20 protein-coding genes are annotated in these 19113 nt (G+C 55.0%); 12 read left to right on the top strand and 8 right to left on the bottom strand.

The window, feature by feature from the left end; translation table 11 throughout:
- The first annotated feature begins 29 nt into the window (after window positions 1–29).
- From tgt to secF, 4 genes are all read left to right on the top strand, one after another.
- A complete protein-coding gene (gene tgt / locus J5067_RS09295) occupies window positions 30–1175 on the top strand; it encodes a tRNA guanosine(34) transglycosylase Tgt (protein WP_264644913.1) in 1146 nt (381 codons plus the stop codon).
- A gap of 113 nt (window positions 1176–1288) precedes the next feature.
- Window positions 1289–1618 carry a preprotein translocase subunit YajC gene (gene yajC, locus J5067_RS09290; protein WP_264644914.1) on the top strand — a complete coding sequence of 110 codons (330 nt, stop codon included), beginning with the start codon at window positions 1289–1291 and terminating at the stop codon, window positions 1616–1618.
- Window positions 1619–1645: 27 nt separating this feature from the next.
- Window positions 1646–3496, top strand: a complete 1851-nt coding sequence (gene secD / locus J5067_RS09285) for a protein translocase subunit SecD (RefSeq protein ID WP_264650959.1) — start codon at window positions 1646–1648, stop codon at window positions 3494–3496.
- Window positions 3497–3506: 10 nt separating this feature from the next.
- Window positions 3507–4475 (top strand): protein translocase subunit SecF, encoded by a 969-nt coding sequence (gene secF, locus J5067_RS09280; protein ID WP_264644916.1) that lies wholly within the window; start codon window positions 3507–3509, stop codon window positions 4473–4475.
- A 54-nt stretch (window positions 4476–4529) separates the two neighbouring features.
- Here secF and J5067_RS09275 read toward each other — a convergent pair whose 3' ends face one another.
- Window positions 4530–5063: a DUF3251 domain-containing protein gene (locus J5067_RS09275; RefSeq protein ID WP_264650958.1), complete on the bottom strand. Its 534-nt coding sequence runs from the start codon at window positions 5061–5063 to the stop codon at window positions 4530–4532.
- Window positions 5064–5269: 206 nt separating this feature from the next.
- Here J5067_RS09275 and nrdR point away from each other — a divergent pair, with 206 nt between their 5' ends.
- From nrdR to pgpA, 6 genes are all read left to right on the top strand, one after another.
- Window positions 5270–5719: a transcriptional regulator NrdR gene (gene nrdR / locus J5067_RS09270; protein WP_222158287.1), complete on the top strand. Its 450-nt coding sequence runs from the start codon at window positions 5270–5272 to the stop codon at window positions 5717–5719.
- A gap of 4 nt (window positions 5720–5723) precedes the next feature.
- Window positions 5724–6839 carry a bifunctional diaminohydroxyphosphoribosylaminopyrimidine deaminase/5-amino-6-(5-phosphoribosylamino)uracil reductase RibD gene (gene ribD, locus J5067_RS09265; protein WP_264650957.1) on the top strand — a complete coding sequence of 372 codons (1116 nt, stop codon included), beginning with the start codon at window positions 5724–5726 and terminating at the stop codon, window positions 6837–6839.
- A gap of 138 nt (window positions 6840–6977) precedes the next feature.
- Window positions 6978–7442 (top strand): 6,7-dimethyl-8-ribityllumazine synthase, encoded by a 465-nt coding sequence (gene ribE / locus J5067_RS09260; protein WP_264644919.1) that lies wholly within the window; start codon window positions 6978–6980, stop codon window positions 7440–7442.
- Between the two features lie 24 nt (window positions 7443–7466).
- Complete coding sequence (gene nusB, locus J5067_RS09255) at window positions 7467–7886, top strand: transcription antitermination factor NusB (RefSeq protein ID WP_222158284.1); 420 nt, start codon at window positions 7467–7469, stop codon at window positions 7884–7886.
- A gap of 54 nt (window positions 7887–7940) precedes the next feature.
- Window positions 7941–8930 (top strand): thiamine-phosphate kinase, encoded by a 990-nt coding sequence (gene thiL, locus J5067_RS09250; RefSeq protein WP_264650956.1) that lies wholly within the window; start codon window positions 7941–7943, stop codon window positions 8928–8930.
- A complete protein-coding gene (gene pgpA, locus J5067_RS09245; RefSeq protein ID WP_264650955.1) occupies window positions 8911–9432 on the top strand; it encodes a phosphatidylglycerophosphatase A in 522 nt (173 codons plus the stop codon). Before thiL ends, pgpA begins: the two co-directional genes overlap by 20 nt.
- A 47-nt stretch (window positions 9433–9479) precedes the next feature.
- Here the strand turns inward: pgpA and dxs are convergent, their stop codons facing one another.
- The 3 genes from dxs to xseB all read right to left on the bottom strand — a co-directional run bounded on the left by dxs (window position 9480) and on the right by xseB (window position 12671).
- Window positions 9480–11342, bottom strand: coding sequence for a 1-deoxy-D-xylulose-5-phosphate synthase (gene dxs, locus J5067_RS09240; RefSeq protein ID WP_264650954.1), 1863 nt, complete (start codon window positions 11340–11342; stop codon window positions 9480–9482).
- Window positions 11343–11454: 112 nt separating this feature from the next.
- Window positions 11455–12366 (bottom strand): (2E,6E)-farnesyl diphosphate synthase, encoded by a 912-nt coding sequence (gene ispA / locus J5067_RS09235; protein ID WP_264650953.1) that lies wholly within the window; start codon window positions 12364–12366, stop codon window positions 11455–11457.
- Window positions 12363–12671 carry an exodeoxyribonuclease VII small subunit gene (gene xseB, locus J5067_RS09230; protein WP_264650952.1) on the bottom strand — a complete coding sequence of 103 codons (309 nt, stop codon included), beginning with the start codon at window positions 12669–12671 and terminating at the stop codon, window positions 12363–12365. The genes ispA and xseB overlap by 4 nt, the downstream gene beginning before the upstream one ends.
- A gap of 244 nt (window positions 12672–12915) precedes the next feature.
- On the opposite strand from xseB, the gene thiI reads away from it, so the two are divergent.
- On the top strand, window positions 12916–14364 hold the full coding sequence (gene thiI / locus J5067_RS09225) for a tRNA uracil 4-sulfurtransferase ThiI (protein WP_264644925.1): 1449 nt from the start codon (window positions 12916–12918) through the stop codon (window positions 14362–14364).
- Window positions 14365–14425: 61 nt separating this feature from the next.
- On the opposite strand, the gene yajL is transcribed toward thiI, so the two are convergent.
- Both yajL and panE read right to left on the bottom strand, forming a co-directional pair.
- Window positions 14426–15016 (bottom strand): protein deglycase YajL, encoded by a 591-nt coding sequence (yajL, locus tag J5067_RS09220; RefSeq protein ID WP_264650951.1) that lies wholly within the window; start codon window positions 15014–15016, stop codon window positions 14426–14428.
- Window positions 14979–15914 carry a 2-dehydropantoate 2-reductase gene (gene panE, locus J5067_RS09215; protein WP_264650950.1) on the bottom strand — a complete coding sequence of 312 codons (936 nt, stop codon included), beginning with the start codon at window positions 15912–15914 and terminating at the stop codon, window positions 14979–14981. Before panE ends, yajL begins: the two co-directional genes overlap by 38 nt.
- Window positions 15915–16124: 210 nt before the next feature.
- Here panE and J5067_RS09210 point away from each other — a divergent pair, with 210 nt between their 5' ends.
- Window positions 16125–16616, top strand: a complete 492-nt coding sequence (locus J5067_RS09210) for a YajQ family cyclic di-GMP-binding protein (RefSeq protein WP_264644928.1) — start codon at window positions 16125–16127, stop codon at window positions 16614–16616.
- Window positions 16617–16650: 34 nt separating this feature from the next.
- On the opposite strand, the gene J5067_RS09205 is transcribed toward J5067_RS09210, so the two are convergent.
- Both J5067_RS09205 and cyoE read right to left on the bottom strand, forming a co-directional pair.
- The gene (locus J5067_RS09205) at window positions 16651–18030 is read right to left on the bottom strand and encodes an MFS transporter (protein ID WP_264650949.1); all 1380 of its coding nucleotides are present in this window, start codon (window positions 18028–18030) and stop codon (window positions 16651–16653) included.
- A gap of 185 nt (window positions 18031–18215) precedes the next feature.
- The gene (gene cyoE / locus J5067_RS09200; RefSeq protein WP_264645080.1) at window positions 18216–19106 is read right to left on the bottom strand and encodes a heme o synthase; all 891 of its coding nucleotides are present in this window, start codon (window positions 19104–19106) and stop codon (window positions 18216–18218) included.
- Window positions 19107–19113: the final 7 nt, after the last annotated feature.

Genomic DNA, 19113 nt, shown 5'->3' with positions numbered 1-19113 from the left:
CGGACTGTTTTTCTGGTGCTGGAGGCAAAGTGAAATACGAATTGTTGCAAACCGATGGCCGTGCGCGCCGTGGTCGTCTTGTTTTTGACCGTGGCGTTGTGGAAACCCCGGCGTTTATGCCGGTTGGCACTTACGGTACGGTAAAGGGCATGACGCCCGAAGAAGTGAAAGAGACTGGCGCACAAATCCTGTTGGGTAACACCTTCCACCTGTGGCTGCGCCCAGGACAGGAGATCATGAAATTGCACGGCGATCTGCATGATTTCATGCAGTGGCACGGCCCGATCCTGACGGATTCCGGCGGTTTTCAGGTGTTTAGCCTGGGTGACATCCGCAAGATCACCGAAGCGGGCGTGCACTTCCGTAACCCGATCAATGGCGATGCGATTTTCCTCAGTCCGGAAAAATCGATGGAAATCCAGTACGATCTCGGCTCTGATATCGTGATGATTTTCGATGAATGTACGCCTTATCCTGCTGATTGGGATTATGCCAAACGTTCGATGGAAATGTCATTGCGTTGGGCGAAACGCAGCCGCGATCGTTTTGATGAACTCAATAACAACAACGCGTTATTTGGTATCATTCAGGGAAGTGTTTACGAAGATTTACGTGATGTCTCCGTAAAAGGGCTGGTAGAGATTGGCTTTGATGGGTACGCTGTGGGCGGCCTGGCAGTCGGTGAGCCAAAGGCGGATATGCACCGCATTCTGGAGCATGTTTGCCCGCAGATCCCGGCGGATAAACCCCGTTATCTGATGGGGGTCGGCAAGCCTGAGGACCTGGTGGAAGGCGTACGGCGCGGCATCGACATGTTTGACTGTGTGATGCCAACGCGCAATGCGCGCAACGGCCACCTGTTCGTCACCGACGGTGTGGTAAAAATCCGCAATGCGGTACACAAGGATGACACTCGTCCGTTGGATGAGCACTGTGATTGCTACACGTGTCGCAATTATAGCCGCGCTTACTTGCATCATCTCGACCGTTGCAACGAAATACTCGGCGCGCGCCTCAATACCATCCACAATTTGCGGTATTATCAACGGTTGATGGCGGGTTTACGTCAGGCCATCGAAGAGGGTAAATTAGCGCATTTTGTGGCAGATTTTTACCAACGGATTGGCAAGCCAGCGCCGTCCCTTGCTGAAACGGCGGAAGGTCAACACGACTGACAACGCGGTTTCGTACCTGCTGCGCGTGATGTGTACGGTTGAAGCGTTTTAGGCACATTTGGATTTCATATACTTTTGCACACGTTTGGTTTGATAACAAAGAGGATAGTTAAATGAGTTTTTTCATTTCTGATGCTGTGGCTGCAACTGGCGCTCCGGCTCAAAGTCCGTACTCTCTGGTGATTATGCTGGCTGTTTTTGGCCTGATTTTTTACTTCATGATTCTGCGTCCTCAGCAAAAGCGCGCTAAAGATCACAAGAAACTGATGGACTCCATTTCCAAAGGGGATGAAGTGCTGACGACGGGCGGTCTGGTGGGTCGTGTGACGAAAGTCTCTGATACCGGGTATATCGCCATTGCATTGAACGACACCAATGAAGTGGTTATCAAACGTGATTTTGTGGCTGCCGTATTGCCAAAGGGCACCATCAAAGCCCTGTAATTTTTGATTTTCCCGAAGGGAACTGCCGTGTTAAACCGTTATCCTTTGTGGAAGTACCTGATGCTGACCGTGGCCTTGCTCATCGGTCTGCTTTATGCACTTCCTAACCTGTATGGTGAGGATCCGGCGGTACAAATCACTGGCGCGCGAGGCATCGCCGCCAGTGAGTCAACGCTGATCCAAGTCCAGAATGTCTTACAAGAACAACAGATCGCCAGCAAATCGCTCGCGTTAGAAAGCGGCGCGATCCTTGCCCGTTTCTCCACCCCGGATATTCAGCTGCGCGCTCGTGAAGCGCTGGTGAACGCATTGGGTGAGAAGTATGTCGTGGCCTTGAACCTGGCCCCTGCTACGCCAAACTGGCTGCGCGTGCTGCGTGCAGAACCCATGAAACTGGGTCTGGACCTGCGTGGCGGCGTACACTTCCTGATGGAAGTGGATATGGAAACGGCGTTAGGTAAACTGCAAGAGCAGACCATGGATTCCCTGCGTAGCGATTTGCGTGAAAAGGGCATCCCTTACGCCACGGTGCGTAAAGCCGACGAAAATACCGTTGAGATCCGTTTCCGCGATGCGGCAACGCGTAACGAGGCTATTTCGTATCTCACCACCCGTCATCGCGATCTGGTGTTTAACGCCAGCGGCGATAACCTGATGCGTGCGATGATGAGTGCCGAGCGCCTGCGTGAAGCGCGCGAATACGCCGTCCAGCAAAACATCAATATCCTGCGTAACCGTGTTAACCAACTGGGTGTGGCCGAACCGCTGGTACAGCGCCAGGGTGCGGATCGTATCGTGGTTGAGCTGCCCGGTATTCAAGACACCGCGCGTGCCAAGGAAATTCTGGGTGCGACAGCAACGCTGGAATTCCGTCTGGTAAACAGTTCTGCGGACGTGACAGCAGCGGCCAATGGCCGTGTTCCGGTTGATTCTGAAGTGAAAAACATGCGTGATGGCACCCCGGTGGTGCTGTACAAGCGTGTGATCCTCACCGGTGACCACATTACCGATTCCACCTCGGGTGCCGATGAATACGGTCGTCCGCAGGTGAATATCTCGCTGGACAGCGCGGGCGGCAACGCCATGTCCAATTTCACCAAGGACAGCATCGGTAAACCGATGGCAACCCTGTTTGTGGAATACAAGGACAGCGGGAAGAAAGATGCCACGTCGGGTCGTTCGATTCTGGAAAAACACGAAGAAGTGATCAACGTCGCGACCATTCAGTCGCGTCTGGGTAACAGCTTCCGTATTACCGGTATCGATAACCCGAACGAAGCGCGTCAGCTCTCCCTGTTGCTGCGTGCCGGTGCGTTGATTGCGCCGATCCAGATTGTTGAAGAGCGTACCATCGGGCCAACGCTGGGGATGCAAAACATCACCCAGGGGCTTGAAGCCTGCTTGTGGGGTCTGGTGGCATCCATCCTGTTTATGGTGGTGTTCTACAAAGGGTTTGGTGTCATTGCAACCACCGCGCTGGTGGCTAACCTGGTGCTGATCGTCGGGGTGATGTCACTGTTGCCGGGGGCGACGCTCACCATGCCGGGGATTGCCGGTATCGTGTTGACGCTGGCGGTAGCGGTGGATGCCAACGTACTGATTAACGAACGTATCAAAGAAGAATTCAGGAACGGGCGCACGGTTCAGCAAGCCATTCATGAAGGGTACAAAGGTGCGTTCTCCAGTATCGTCGATGCCAACCTGACAACGATGATCACGGCAGTGATTCTGTACGCTGTGGGGACCGGTTCAATCAAGGGCTTTGCCATTACAACGGCGATTGGGGTTGCGACCTCGATGTTTACCGCTATTGTCGGCACCCGTGCGATTGTGAACCTGGTTTACGGCGGCAAACGCGTTAACAAGCTGTCTATTTGAGGAGTGCGTCGTGGCACAGGAATATACTGTTGAACAGCTCAACTATGGTCGTAAAGTCTATGACTTTATGCGTTGGGATAACGTCGCGTTCGTCATTTCGGGCACTTTGTTAATCCTGTCACTGATTGTTATGGGTGTGCGCGGGTTTAACTGGGGGTTAGATTTCACCGGTGGTACGGTGATTGAAATTAACCTGGAAAAACCGGCCGATCTGGACTTGATTCGTGACTCGCTGGAAAAAGCCGGTTTTGCCGATCCGTTGATTCAAAACTTCGGCAGCAGCCGCGATGTGATGGTGCGCATGCCGCCGAGCGTGGGCACGTCAGGTCAGGAACTGGGCAACAAAGTGGTTAGCGTGATTAACCAGGGCACGGAACAGAGTGCAACGGTGAAACGCATCGAGTTTGTTGGGCCGAGCGTAGGTAACGATTTGGCGCAAGACGGTGCCATGGCATTGCTGTCCGCGCTGATCTGTATCTTGATCTACGTAGGATTCCGCTTTGAATGGCGTCTGGCGTTGGGGGCGGTGCTGGCATTGGCGCACGACGTGATCATCACCATGGGGGTGTTCTCGCTGTTTCAAATCGAAATCGATTTGACCATCGTGGCATCGCTGATGTCGGTTATCGGTTACTCGTTGAACGACAGCATCGTGGTATCGGACCGTATTCGTGAAAACTTCCGCAAGATTCGCCGTGGTACGCCTTACGAAATCATGAACGTGTCGCTGACGCAGACGTTGAGTCGTACCTTGATGACCTCCGGCACCACGCTGGGTGTGGTATTGATGCTCTACATTTTCGGCGGCGCGATGCTGGAAGGCTTCTCGCTGGCGATGCTGATCGGGGTGTCTATCGGTACCATCTCCTCCATCTACGTGGCCTCGGCGCTGGCGCTGAAGCTCGGGATGAAGCGCGAACACTTGCTGGTGCAGAAAGTCGAGAAGGAAGGGGCGGATCAACCCTCCATCCTGCCTTAAGCCTGTACGATAACGTTGAGAAAATCCCTGCCGCGGCAGGGATTTTTTTTTGCATCAAGGACGGTTGGTTTCAACCTGATGCAGACGTATAAACCCGAGTTGCTCCGGCGTTACACCGCTCAGACGCACACCAAATACCGCTTCGGCTTTGGGCAAGAGGGGGGCGTCGAGCGCCAGCGCCTGTGTTTGGGTTTCGCTGGGCAACGGCTTGTTACTGACCGGATCGAGCTGACCCCAGTCGAGTTGCGCGTGAAACGCAGGCAGTGCTGCACCTTCCAGCAGCCGAATGTGCAGCAGCGCTTGAGTGCCATTCGCCTCTGATTCAATATTGCTCAGGGAAACGCTCAGTTTGCCAATGTTGCTTTGCAAAATTGCGCTACTTTTCGCACTGGGTAGCAGATACACGCCGTGGGTCGAGTGACTGTTTAAGCTATTTTGCTGCTCCAGGGCTATCGCCTGGGCCGTCAGCGTTTGTAATTGCCGGTTAAGCTGCCCGACTTCCCGTTGCAGCGTAGGGGTTTGCGGCGGCGCTGAACAGCCCGCCAGCACCAGTATCAAGAGGCCAGATGCACGATAACAGTTATTCATTCAGGTTTTTCCCTCATTGCATTATGCCTTTTTTCGTGTCGTCTTTACGTGGCAAGTATATAAGCGTAGTGGCGAATGAGAGTTAAATCATGCTGCGTTTATACGGGCACCTATGCAAATATTGGTCTGTAAGCGCTGGATATTTGGGTTAGTCAGTCAAATCAGGGTAAACTAGGCGCAAGAGAAGCTAATCATCGGGATATGTTATGCACTGCCCATTCTGCTCCGCTGTTGATACCAAAGTTATTGATTCTCGTCTGGTCGGCGAAGGCACGCAGGTGCGGCGCCGCCGTCAGTGTCTGGTGTGCAATGAGCGCTTTACCACGTTTGAAGTGGCGGAGCTAGTGATGCCCCGGGTGATCAAAAGCAATGACGTTCGCGAGCCCTTCAACGAAGAAAAATTGCGTAAAGGGATGCTGAAAGCGCTGGAAAAGCGGCCGGTCAGTGCGGATGACGTTGAAAACGCCCTCAATCATATCAAATCTCAACTGCGCGCCACCGGTGAGCGTGAAGTCACCGCCAAGATGATCGGCAACCTGGTGATGGATGCCCTGAAGCGCCTGGATAAAGTCGCTTATATTCGTTTTGCCTCCGTATACCGCAGCTTCGAGGATATCCGGGAGTTTGGCGAAGAGATTGCTCGGTTACAGGATTAGTCATATGGAACGGCAAGATGAATTCTGGATGGCGCGCGCGCTTGAATTAGCGCGGCGCGGGCGCTTCACGACCTCGCCAAACCCTAACGTTGGCTGTGTGATTGTGCGCGACGGTGAAATGGTCGGCGAAGGTTATCACCTGCGCGCCGGTGAACCGCATGCGGAAGTGCATGCGCTGCGCATGGCGGGTGAACGGGCTCGGGGAGCCACCGCCTATGTGACGCTGGAGCCGTGCAGTCACCATGGGCGCACGCCGCCCTGTGCGGATGCGCTGATTGCGGCGGGCGTGGTGCGCGTCGTTGCGGCGATGCAAGATCCCAACCCTCAGGTGGCCGGGCGCGGTTTACACCGCCTACAGCAGGCGGGTATTGCCGTCAGCCACGGTCTGATGATGCAAGATGCCGAGCAGGTCAATCTGGGCTTTCTGAAACGGATGCGCACCGGCGTTCCGTATGTCCGTCTTAAAGTGGCCGCTTCGCTGGACGGCCGCACGGCGATGGCGTCCGGAGAGAGCAAGTGGATTACCTCTGCCGAGGCGCGTCAGGATGTGCAACGCTTTCGCGCACAGAGCGCCGCTATCCTTAGCAGCAGCGCTACCGTGCTGGCGGACGATCCGCTGTTGACGGTGCGCTGGGAGACGTTGGATGCCGATATGCAGCAACAGCTTCCCGATGTGCCGCTGCCGCAGCCCGTGCGCGTGATAGTAGACAGCCACGGCCGCGTAACCCCTCAGCACCAACTGATCCATCAGCCGGGCCAAACCTGGTTGGCAAGTACCCAGCCGAACCATGATACGACGTGGCCTGAGAGCGTGACGCACCTGACACTGCCAGAGCACGGGGGCGGTGTCGATGTGGTTGCGCTAATGATGACGCTCGGCAAGCGCCAGATTAATTCGGTTTGGGTTGAAGCCGGTGCCACGTTGGCCGGTGCGCTGTTAAATGCGGGCGTGGTCGATGAACTGATCGTGTATATGGCCCCGAAACTGTTGGGGCAAGATGCCCGGGCCCTGTGTGTACTGCCGGGGTTGACGCAGTTGGCGCAAGCGCCTGCATTTACGCTGACGGAGGTCTGCCAGGTTGGCCCCGATCTCCGCCTGCGCTTGATACCACAATCCTGACGCCGATATCCTGCGGTTTTGGTTTGCTCTGGCCTCAATGGGGTGTGGCAGACAAAACCGGATACGCCGTCGCAAGAATGTGATAGAATCCGCCCCCCTGCGGGGTATTAGCATGCGATTATGATTATAAGGAACGCTATGAACGTCATTGAAGGTGTTGTTGCCACCCCTGATGCCCGCGTCGCGATTGCGATTGCCCGTTTCAACCATTTTATCAACGATAGCCTGCTGGAAGGCGCTATCGATGCGCTGAAGCGTATTGGTCAGGTTAAAGATGAAAACATTACCGTTGTCTGGGTGCCGGGTGCCTATGAGCTGCCGTTGACGGCGCGCAAACTGGCGAAAAGTGGCTACGACGCCGTTGTGGCGCTGGGGACGGTGATCCGTGGTGGCACTGCGCATTTTGAATATGTTGCGGGTGAATGCAGCTCCGGGCTGGCCGACGTTGCTATGAACAGCGATATCCCGGTGACGTTTGGCGTTTTGACGACAGAAAGCATTGAGCAGGCGATTGAACGCGCTGGCACCAAAGCGGGCAATAAGGGTGCAGAAGCTGCGCTGACCGCACTGGAAATGATTAACGTATTGAAAGCTATCAAATAAGTTTGATTAAGAAAGGGGTATTCCGTGAAACCTGCTGCTCGTCGCCGCGCTCGTGAATGTGCGGTTCAAGCGCTGTATTCCTGGCAATTGTCAAAGAATGACATTGCTGATATTGAACTGCAATTCCTGAGTGAGCAGGATGTCAAAGACGTCGACATCAGCTACTTTCGCGAGTTGCTGGCGGGCGTCGCCATGCAGGCAGAAAAACTGGATGCATTGATGGCACCCTACCTGTCACGTCAGCTCGAAGAGCTGGGCCAGGTGGAGCGCGCCGTGCTGCGTATTGCCCTGTTTGAACTGAGCAAGCGCGACGACGTCCCTTACAAAGTTGCCATCAACGAAGCCATTGAACTGGCGAAAGTGTTCGGTGCGGAAGATAGCCACAAGTTTGTTAACGGCGTATTGGATAAAGTCGCTCCTACGGTGCGCCAAACCAAGAAGTAACGCTCAGGGCCGGAATACCGGCCCTGTTCGCGATTGTCTTTGACGGAAACGGTTATGGTTTACGGTGAGTTTGATCTGATTGCCCGCTATTTCAATCGCGCGAACGCCTACAAGGCGGGAAATCCGCGTCGCGACGTGGAATTGGGGATTGGCGACGATTGTGCGTTGCTCACAGTGGCAGAAAAGCAGCTTTTAGCCGTCAGTACGGACACGCTGGTGTCTGGCGTGCATTTCCTACCGACTATCGATCCTGCTGATTTGGGTTACAAATCGCTGGCCGTTAACTTAAGCGATCTGGCGGCCATGGGGGCCGATCCTGCCTGGCTCTCCCTGGCCATTACCTTGCCCGACATTAACAGTGCGTGGCTGGCGGCCTACAGCGATAGCCTGTTCACGCTGCTGGATTACTATGGCATGCAACTGATTGGCGGCGATACTACACGTGGCCCGCTGAGCCTTACCTTGACCATCCATGGATTGGTGCCCGCTGGTCGTGCGCTCACCCGTGCCGGTGCCCGCATTGGCGATTGGATCTACGTGACGGGAACGCTGGGTGACAGCGCCGCCGGGCTGGCGATTTTGCAACAGCGCTTACAGGTCAGTGATAGCGCGGCGCGCCAGTCGTTGGTGCAACGCCATTTGCGTCCTCAGCCGCGCATTCTGCAAGGTCAGGCGTTGCGCACGCTCGCCAGCGCGGCTATCGATCTGTCGGATGGATTGATCTCGGATTTGCGCCATATTTTGGCGGCCAGTGATTGCGGCGCGCGCGTGCAGCTTGATGCCGTCCCTTATTCATCGGCAATGATGCAACACGTTGAACCCGAGCAGGCGATGCGCTGGGCGCTGTCTGGCGGGGAAGATTATGAACTGTGTTTTACCGTGCCGGAAATTAATCGCGGGGCGATCGACATGGCGCTGGGCCAACTCGGCGTGGGCTATACCTGCATTGGTCAGATAGCTCCCTCGTCGGAGGGACTACGCTTTTTCCGTGGTGACAACGCAGTGGAACTGAACTGGAAAGGCTATGACCACTTCAGCCAATGAACGAGAAGCAAAGCGCGCTGCTAAGCAGCGCTTGCGCCTGAGCAATCCCTGGCATCTGCTGGCAACCGGATTTGGCAGTGGACTCTCTCCCTGGATGCCGGGCACGGTAGGATCGCTGGCAGCGATCCCGGTGTGGTACCTGCTCTCTTTCCTGCCTTGGCAACTGTATTCGCTGACTATCATGCTCAGCATTTGTATCGGCGTTTACCTGTGCCATCAAACGGCCAAAGACATGGGTGTGCACGATCACGGCAGCATCGTCTGGGATGAGTTTGTCGGGATGTGGATCACACTGATGGCCATTCCGGATGAACAGTGGCAGTGGGTGCTGGCAGGGTTTGTGGTGTTTCGTATTCTGGATATTTTCAAACCCTGGCCGATACGCTGGTTCGATCGTAACGTGCACGGCGGCATGGGTATCATGATTGACGATATTGTGGCGGGGGTTATCTCCGCCGGCATTATCTACTGGATCGGGCACCACTGGCCGCTATTTTCCTAAACGGAAGATATGATAGCTGACCGGGGCTGCTGCCTCGGTCGATACAACTATTTCAGCCATTCCTCAATGCGACGCTCGATGCCCGCCGCATCCAGCCCCAGATCGTGGCGTACTTCTTCCTGTGTCCCTTGTGGGATAAAGCGGTCCGGCAGCCCCAGATTTAACACTGGAATGGTCAGACGCTGCGCCATCACTACCTCATTTACGCCGCTGCCCGCACCGCCCATCAATGCGTTCTCTTCCAGCGTGACCAGCAGATCGTGGCTTTTTGCCAGTTCAGCGATCAGCGCTTCATCCAGCGGTTTGACGAAACGCATATCGACCAATGTCGCATTGCGCTTTTCGGCAACCAACTGCGCTTCCGGCAACAGTGTGCCGAAGTTGAGGATGGCAACCTTCTCGCCCGTGCGCCGTACCACTCCTTTACCGATGGGCAGTTCCTGCAACGGTTCAAGCGTGGCACCCGTTCCGGTACCACGTGGGTAGCGCACGGCACAAGGGCCGTCTTGATAACGGTAGCCGGTAAACAACATCTGACGACATTCGTTCTCATCGCTTGGCGTCATGATAACCAGATCGGGAATGCAACGCAGGAAGGACAAATCGAACGCCCCCTGGTGCGTTTGGCCGTCGGCCCCGACAATGCCACCGCGATCGATAGCAAACAGTACCGGCAGGTTCTGGATGGCGACGTCATGAATCACCTGATCGTAGGCGCGTTGCAAAAAGGTGGAGTAGATTGCCACCACCGGTTTGTACCCGCCCAGCGCCAAACCGGCGGCAAAGGTGACGGCGTGCTGCTCGGCAATGGCAACATCGAAATATTGCTGTGGGTAATCGCGCGAGAAGCGCACCATGCCGGAGCCTTCGCGCATCGCGGGTGTCACCGCCATCAGCTTGCTGTCTTTGGCGGCAATTTCACACAGCCAATCACCGAAAATGGTGGAGTAGGTGGGAAGGCTCGCCTTACTTTTAGGCAAGGTGCCGCTGGCCGGATCAAACTTGGGCACGGCATGCCAACTGATAGGATCTTGCTCTGCGGGGGCATAGCCACGGCCTTTTTTGGTCATGATATGCAGCAACTGCGGGCCTTTCAGGCTACGCATGTTTTTCAGGGTTTGTGCCAGCCCAACCACATCATGACCATCGACCGGCCCGATGTAGTTAAAGCCGAGCTCTTCAAACAGCGTTCCAGGCACCACCATGCCTTTCAGGTGTTCTTCCGTGCGTTTGACCAGCTCTTTGATCGGCGGAATACCGGACAGCACTTTTTTCCCGCCTTCGCGCAGGGTGGAGTACAGTTTTCCCGACAACAGCTGTGCCAGATGGTTATTGAGCGCGCCAACGTTCTCGGAAATGGACATCTCGTTATCGTTCAGCACCACCAGCAGATCGGAACGGATATCGCCCGCGTGGTTCATGGCTTCAAAGGCCATACCTGCCGTCAGTGCGCCGTCGCCGATAACGCACACGGTGCGGCGTCCTTGGCCTTCGCGTTCGGCGGCAACCGCCATGCCCAGCCCGGCACTGATCGAGGTGGAGGAGTGCCCGACGCTTAACACATCATACTCACTCTCGCCGCGCCAGGGGAACGGGTGCAGGCCGCCTTTCTGGCGGATGGTGGCAATGCGATCGCGGCGACCGGTGATAATTTTGTGAGGATAGGCCTGATGACCGACGTCCCACACCAGATGGTCAAATGGCGTGTTGTAGACATAGTGCAGCGCCACGGTGAGTTCAACGGTGCCGAGCCCAGACGCAAAGTGGCCGCTGGAGCGGCTAACGCTGTCCAGCAGATATTGACGAAGTTCATCGCACAGTTTGGGCAGGCTGTCACGCGGCAGCATGCGCAATTCGTCAGGTGTTTCCACTAAAGCCAGTGTAGGGTACTTTGCAATATCAAAACTCATTTGCGACTCATTCTGAGGTGTAATCCCCGTTCTCTTTCAAGCGGCGAATGGAGTGTCCATCCGGGCGTTGTCACCGTGCGACACGCTTGAAATCCACTGGGTGATGTTGAAATTATTTATCTCGTTCGACGATATAATTCGCCAATGCCCGTAGTACCGTGGTATCGAGCGGCGTTGCGTTGGCCGCTTGCAGTTCATCCAAAGCAGCCAGTGATTCCTGGTAGAGATCCCACGCCTTTGCCCGCGCACTGTCAAGCCCGAGCAAACCGGGATAGGTGCTTTTGCCCAGTTGCTGGTCGGCCCCTTGTCGCTTGCCGGTGGTGGCGCTGTCGCCGACCACATCAAGAATGTCATCCTGCACCTGAAAGGCCAGACCGATGGCATTGGCATAGCGATCGAGGTGGGGCAGGGCCGCACGACCCGCAGTGCCAGCGCTGAGCGCGCCGAGCCTGACTGCCGTGCGAATCAATGCGCCGGTTTTGTGGCGATGAATTTGCTCCAGCTCGGCCAGATTAACCTGCTGACCTTCCGCCGCCAAATCCAGTGCTTGCCCGCCGCACATGCCCGCCACGCCGCTGGCTTGCGCCAACTCTGCAACCATTGAGAGCCGATCGCGGTCACTGACTTCCGGCATGGACGCGTCAGCCAGAATGGAAAAAGCCAACGTTTGCAGCGCATCTCCGGCCAGAACCGCAGTGGCTTCGCCAAATTTAATGTGGCAGGTGGGTTGACCACGACGCAGGTCATCATCGTCCATGGCAGGCAAATCGTCATGGATCAGCGAATAAGCGTGGATAGATTCCACTGCGGCAGCCGGTGCATCCAGGCTGCTCAACGGAATGCCGAAAAGTTGCCCGGTAGTATAAACCAAAAAAGGCCGAAGGCGTTTGCCCCCCAGCAGCGCACCGTACGCCATGGCGTCAACCAGTGGACTGCCCTGAAACGGCAAGTCGGAAATGAAACGGTTCAATGCCTGATTCACGCGATCGGCATGGGCGCTTAACTGCTCAGCGAATTCCGTCATAGTGGCTTACTGTTCGGGTTTGTGGTGCCCGGAGTGAAAGGGGACAGCGCGGCATCCGGCTCGTCGCTTAGCAGGATCTGCACGCGTTGCTCTGCTTGTTGCAACTGCAACTGTCCCTGACGTGCCAACTGAATGCCATTTTCAAAGGCGCTCAGCGCGGCTTCCAGGGGCAAATCGCCCGACTCAAGGCGGGTGACAATCTGTTCCAACTGTTGCAGCGCATTTTCAAAACTCAGCGCTGAGTCGGCGGTGTTCAGCGTTTCGCTGTTTGCCTCTGTGTGAGGCGACGTTTTTTTTGCAGGCATGACCTATTTTACATCCTGATCGCTAAGTGATGCTGTTCTTTTAGTGTCGTTAATCGTTACTGTTCGGTACCGGCCCATCGCACAGATAAGCACATCCTTCCTGCGCGCAGCGCGCGAGAAGATGATATACTCCGCGCCCTGGATGCTATTGGTAAAATCACCCCATGGAACGAGTTTACCGATAACGTGAATGTAGCACTCGGGTTAACACATACGCCCATTTGACCAAGTAACGACAGCCATCATGAAGTTTATCATTAAATTGTTCCCGGAAATCACCATCAAGAGTCAATCTGTGCGGTTGCGCTTTATTAAGATACTTACCGGTAACATTCGTAACGTGCTTAAGCAGTATGACGACCAACTGGCCGTCGTCCGTCATTGGGATCATATCGAAGTCCGCGCCAAAGAGGAAAGCCAACGCGAAGAGATTCGCGATGCGTTAACCCGAATTCCCGGCATTCATCATATTCTGGATGTTGAAGACCACGCTTACACCGACGTACACGACATTTTTGAACAAACGCTGGCGCTTTATCGTCCGCAGCTGGAAGGGAAAAGTTTCTGTGTACGCGTGAAGCGGCGCGGTAAGCACGACTTCTCTTCGCAGGATGTTGAACGTTACGTGGGCGGTGGACTGAATCAGCACATCGACAGCGCGCGTGTTAACCTCACTACGCCGCAGGTCACGGTTCATCTGGAGATAGAACAGGATCGTTTGCTGCTGATCAAAGGGCGTTATGAAGGCATTGGTGGTTTCCCCATTGGTACGCAAGAAGATGTGCTGTCACTGATTTCCGGCGGGTTCGACTCTGGTGTGTCCAGCTATATGCTGATCCGCCGTGGCTGTCGCGTGCACTACTGCTTTTTCAATCTGGGCGGTGCCGCGCATGAAATTGGCGTTAAGCAGGTCGCACATTATTTGTGGAAGCGCTTTGGCAGCTCGCATCGCGTGCGCTTTGTCGCCATTGATTTTGAACCCGTGGTGGGCGAGATCCTGGAGAAAGTGGATGACGGCCAGATGGGGGTGGTGCTTAAACGCATGATGGTGCGTGCCGCCTCGCGTATTGCAGAGCGTTATGGCGTCCAGGCGTTGGTAACCGGGGAAGCGTTAGGGCAGGTTTCCAGCCAAACCTTGACCAACCTGCGTCTCATCGATAATGCGTCGGATACGCTGATTCTGCGCCCGCTGATTTCACACGATAAAGAGCACATCATCAAGCTGGCGCGTCATTTAGGCACGGAAGATTTTGCCAAGACCATGCCTGAGTATTGCGGGGTGATTTCCAAAAGCCCGACGGTAAAAGCGGTCAAATCCAAAATCGAAGAGGAAGAAGGCAAGTTCGACTTTGAGATCCTGGACCGAGTGGTCTTTGAAGCGCGTAATATTGATATTCGTGATATCGCCACCCAGTCTTTACAAGAGGTCGCGGAAGTCGAAACCGTGGCATCGCTTTCTGCTGACGACATTCTGCTGGATATTCGCTCTGTGGATGAGCAAGACGATCGTCCGCTTGCGCTGCCCGGCGTTGAAATCAAATCGCTGCCGTTCTACAAGCTCAGCACTCAGTTCGGCGACCTTGATCAGGGCAAGACCTATCTGTTGTACTGTGAACGCGGTGTGATGAGCCGTTTGCAGGCGTTGTATCTGCGTGAGCAGGGGTTCAGTAACGTGAAGGTCTATCGGCCTTAGCCGCTTCGCATCATCCTCCGCATAGGCGGAGGAGGATGCGAATCACAGAAGATTGAGAGCATCACTCCCGGTAATCATAAATTCCCGGTGGCAGCACCAGCTGTGCAGCCACTTCTGCCGCCTTAGCGCGTCCTGACAGTAAATCAATCAGCTTTAAGGCGAAATCCATGCTGGTGCCGGGGCCCTGGCTGGTCAGCAGATTGACGCGTGGATCGAATACCACGCGCTTATCCATCCATTTTTCAGGCGCGATTTTCTCTTTTAACGTGGGGTATCCGGTCATGTTGCCGACCGGAAACAGCTGGTGGTGTTCCAGCACCAGTGCAGGAACGGCACAGATGGCGGCCACGATTTTCCCTTCCTGATGCTTTTGGCGAATACATTCCACCAGTAACGGGCTGTCGCGAAAGCATTCCGCCCCTTTGACCCCGCCCGGTAACACGATGGCGTCAAACGGGTTATCCGCAACGGAAACCAGCGGCGCATCCGCCACCAACCTTGCGCCGCGCGAGCAGGTCACCGTGGTAGCGCCATCGCTGGCGACACTGGCTACAGTGACAGCAATACCGGCGCGTACCAGCAGGTCGAAGGTAGTGACGGCCTCGGTTTCTTCGCTACCAGGAGCCAGACAGAGGAGTACCGATGCGGTCATATTCGCTTTCCTTTAGCTTGATCATTTCAAATAAACGGCTGTTTTCAGGCAACGTTAACCCGTGGGCACGGGCGCGTTGCAGCAGATAGCCGGTAATATAGTCAATCTCGGTATGGCGCTGGGCACGGATATCTTGCAGCATGGAGGAGGTATTCTCAGCGGTATTCTGAATCAATTGTTCCACGTACAGTTTCACCTGCTCCAGCGAATCGGGATGGCCTTCGCGCTCCATGACGCGCACGATCTCCCGACACAGCAGGTCTATCTGCTCTGGATAAGCGCTTAGCGCCCCATTTTTGCAGTTATAGAGTACGGTTAACGGATTGATCACGCAGTTCGCTGCCAGTTTACGCCAGCACGTCACGGCAATGTTATTGTACCAGGCGACATCCGGCAGCGCCTGATGCAGCAATGCTGCCAGCGCAGAATGCGTATCGCTGTGAGGAACCGCCCCACGACTGTTACCGCTGGTAATGGCACCAATGTGCGTGGTTCCTCCGGCAACGTGCACTACCAGCGTCGCATCGCGTCGGGCGGCGTGGGTGGTGACCCCTTGTAACAGCGCTTGGGTCAATACCGGCAACTCCTCCCGGGTGCCCATGCCATTGTGTAGCAACAGAATGGTACAGCCGGGGGCGATGGTCGGTAATAAGGCGCTGACGGCATCGGAAACCTGCCAGGCTTTAAGGGTTACCAGCAGCAGTTCGCTCTGCATCAGGTGTTCGGGATCGTTTGTTGGTAGCATCAGATTGCACAGTTTTCCGTCCAGCATTTGTACATTGACAGCACAAAACGGGGCGGGGAAACGCATCCATCCCTGAACGTCGTGGCCTTGCTGATGTAATGCGGCAAGCCAAAGCTGACCCAGTGCGCCGCAACCCAGCACGGTAATTTTCATCTGAGGTTTCCTTTATCGATGCGCGTAGCGCGCAGTGTGACGGCGGCGGTTATCTTTTGGTTGATTCATTCTGCCCGACAATTACGTATTATGGCGCGTGAGAAAGGGACTGCAAGCGTCAGGTCGGGTGGATGTTGTTTCTCCGCGGAGAACAGGTATCATGCATGCCACATAACCCTATTCCTACGCATAAATCAGGGAGAATTGATTATGCCATCTTTCGATATTGTATCGGAAATCGATATGCAGGAAATCCGCAACGCGGTTGAGAATGCGTCACGTGAACTGACTAATCGCTGGGATTTCCGTAACGTACCGGCGAGCTTTGAGCTGAATGAGAAAAACGAACAGATCAAAGTGGCCAGCGAGTCCGATTTTCAGGTGCAGCAACTGGTTGATATCCTGCGCGAAAAACTGGTGAAACGGGGTATTGATGCGGGTGCGTTGGAGGTTCCTGAAGAGATGGAACACAGCGGCAAGACCTACAGCGTTAACGCCAAACTGAAGCAGGGCATTGAGCCTGAACAGGCGAAAAAAATCGTCAAGCTGATCAAAGACAGCAAGCTGAAAGTGCAAACCCAGATTCAGGGTGACCAACTGCGGGTTACAGGCAAAGCACGCGACGACTTGCAAAGCGTCATGGCGTTGATTCGCGGTGCCAATCTGGGGCAACCTTTCCAGTTCAACAATTTCCGCGATTAATCGCCAAGGGCCAGCGATGCTGGCCCGCTGTGACTCACGCTTGCCCGATCAGCGCTTCGAGCTGTTGGCGGTTGGTTTTCTGACGATCGATTTTAACATAGGCGCTGCGCTCCTCCGGCACCACGATGGCTTCCGCCACGCCGGGGTGTATGCGTATCTTCTGTGCCAGCGCTGAATCGTCCAGTGCTTCGTCGGGCAGTGCAATACGCAAACTGCTCAGATAGGGCGGCTCTTTCATGCTGATGCCGACAATCAGCCATAACGCACAGAGCAGCGCCCCTGCGGCAAACACCCAGGCCGCACCGTGGAATTGAAACAGTGCGCCGCCCATGCTGCCGCCGATAGCAACGCCGATAAATTGGGTGGTGGAATAGACCCCCATGGCGGTGCCTTTATAACCCGCCGGGGCCTCTTTGCTGATCAGAGAAGGCAGCAGCGCTTCCATAATATTAAACGCCAGAAAAAATAGCTGAACGCCCGCCACAATCGGCCAGAATTGGCTGCCCGCCATCCATAAAACCACCTCTGCGGCCAACAGCACGATGATACAGCCGACAAAGACACGCTTCATCTGCCGCTTCACTTCGGCATAAATAATAAAGGGTAGTACGCAGACAAAAGAAATCAGCATGGTGTACAGGTACACCTTCCAGTGTGACTCCGCGGGCAGGCCCGCCTGTTCCAGCACGCGCGGCAAGGCGACAAAACTCGCCATCAGCAGGATATGCAGGCACATGATGCCGATATTGAGTTTCACCAGCCGACTGTTACCGAGCACCTGGCGAATGCTGCCGCGCACGATGGCGGATTCGCGATTGAGCGCATGGCTAGCGGCGTTGGGGATCAGCGTCAGGGTGATGATAATACCAAGCGATGCGAGCAGGGCCATGCACCAGAACAGCGATTGCAATCCCCAGGCGTGCGCGACGATTGGGCCAAGCACCATGGCGATGGCAAAGGTTACGCCAAAACTGATGCCGATAAAAGCCATTGCTTTGGTGCGATTTTGTTCGCGAGTGAGATCGGACAGCAATGCCATGACAGCGGCAGATATTGCCCCCGCGCCCTGCAATGCTCGACCAAGAATAATGCCCCAAATCGTGGTGCTGAGGGCGGCAACCACGCTGCCGAGCACAAACATCAGCAGACCGATAACGATGAGCGGTTTCCGACCGACGCGATCGGAAAGTAACCCAAAGGGCACCTGAAACAGTGCCTGCATCAGGCCATAGATACCAATCGCAAGGCCAATCAGCGATTCGCTGGCCCCTTGCAGCGCCATGCCGTAGGTCGTGAGCACCGGCAAAACCATAAACATGCCGAGCATCCGCAGGGAAAAAACCGCACCTAAACCCCAGGTTGCGCGCCGTTCTTTCGGCGTCATTATATTGTCAGTGAGGGACGTATCGTTCATGAAAACCTCAAAATTGCGTTGGCGCTATTGTAGTGCCTTACTCATCGGGCCGTAAATGGTGGCATTGTTACTTGATTTGGCGCGCCGTCATAAAATGACATATTAAATGCAGCAAAACGTGGGGAAGGGCGAAAAAAAACAGACGATGGGCATCGTCTGTTTTTTCAAGGTGCGAACGGTAAACGTTAGCGCAGTGCGGTGATCAGCACATCCTGCATCGGCGTCATCGAGTCGACAGACATCATCACGCTCAGTGATGTGATGGCTACAATCGAGAACACAAACAGTTTGCGCGCCCACACCTTGTCATCATTGGGTTTTTTGTAGCCCGACAGCGCCATGCCTAACCACCAGATGCTCACGGAGGCGGCCACCACCAGGTATTTATACCCGGCATAGCCTCCCAGCGACAGCATCAGCGTTGCTACCATAAACGCCACGATATACAGCGTAATATGGTTTTTAGCCACGGAAATGCCTTTCACCACCGGCAATACCGGAATGTTGGCAGCCTGATAATCCTTGAAACGGAAAATGGCGATAGCGTAGGAGTGCGGCATTTGCCACAGGCTGAAGATCAACAGCAGGATCAACGCGCCCGCATCAAACTGGTTGCTCACGGCACAATAGCCGATAACCGGCGGCGCGGCACCGGACAGGCTGCCGATCAGCGTGCCGTATACCGAGTGGCGTTTCATATACAGACTGTAGACGCCTACGTATACCGCAAAGCCCATTACCGAAAGCCACATGGCCAGCGGGTTTGCCGCCACGTAGAGCAACGCAAAACCGGCAATACCTAACGCCGCCGCATAACCCAGCGACACCTTGACGGAAATCAGCCCCTTCACCATCACTCTGTTTTTGGTTCTCTCCATCTTTTTGTCAATGTCACGGTCGATCACGTTATTGAAAACGCAACCGGACGCAACCACCAACGACACCCCAAACAGGGTAGCGATAAAGAGGGGGTAATCGATGCTGCCTTTGGACGCCAGCAGAAATCCCCCGATAACAGAAATCAGGTTGCCAAAAATGATCCCTGGTTTTGTGACTTGTAGGTATTGCTTAATCATCATGTCT

Origin of the sequence: Candidatus Symbiopectobacterium sp. NZEC151 (genome assembly GCF_025962655.1) — a bacterium.
Taxonomy (GTDB): Bacteria; Pseudomonadota; Gammaproteobacteria; order Enterobacterales; family Enterobacteriaceae; genus Symbiopectobacterium.
The sequence above is the reverse complement of the archived record's forward strand: the minus strand, read 5'-3'. Positions and strand labels throughout refer to the sequence as shown.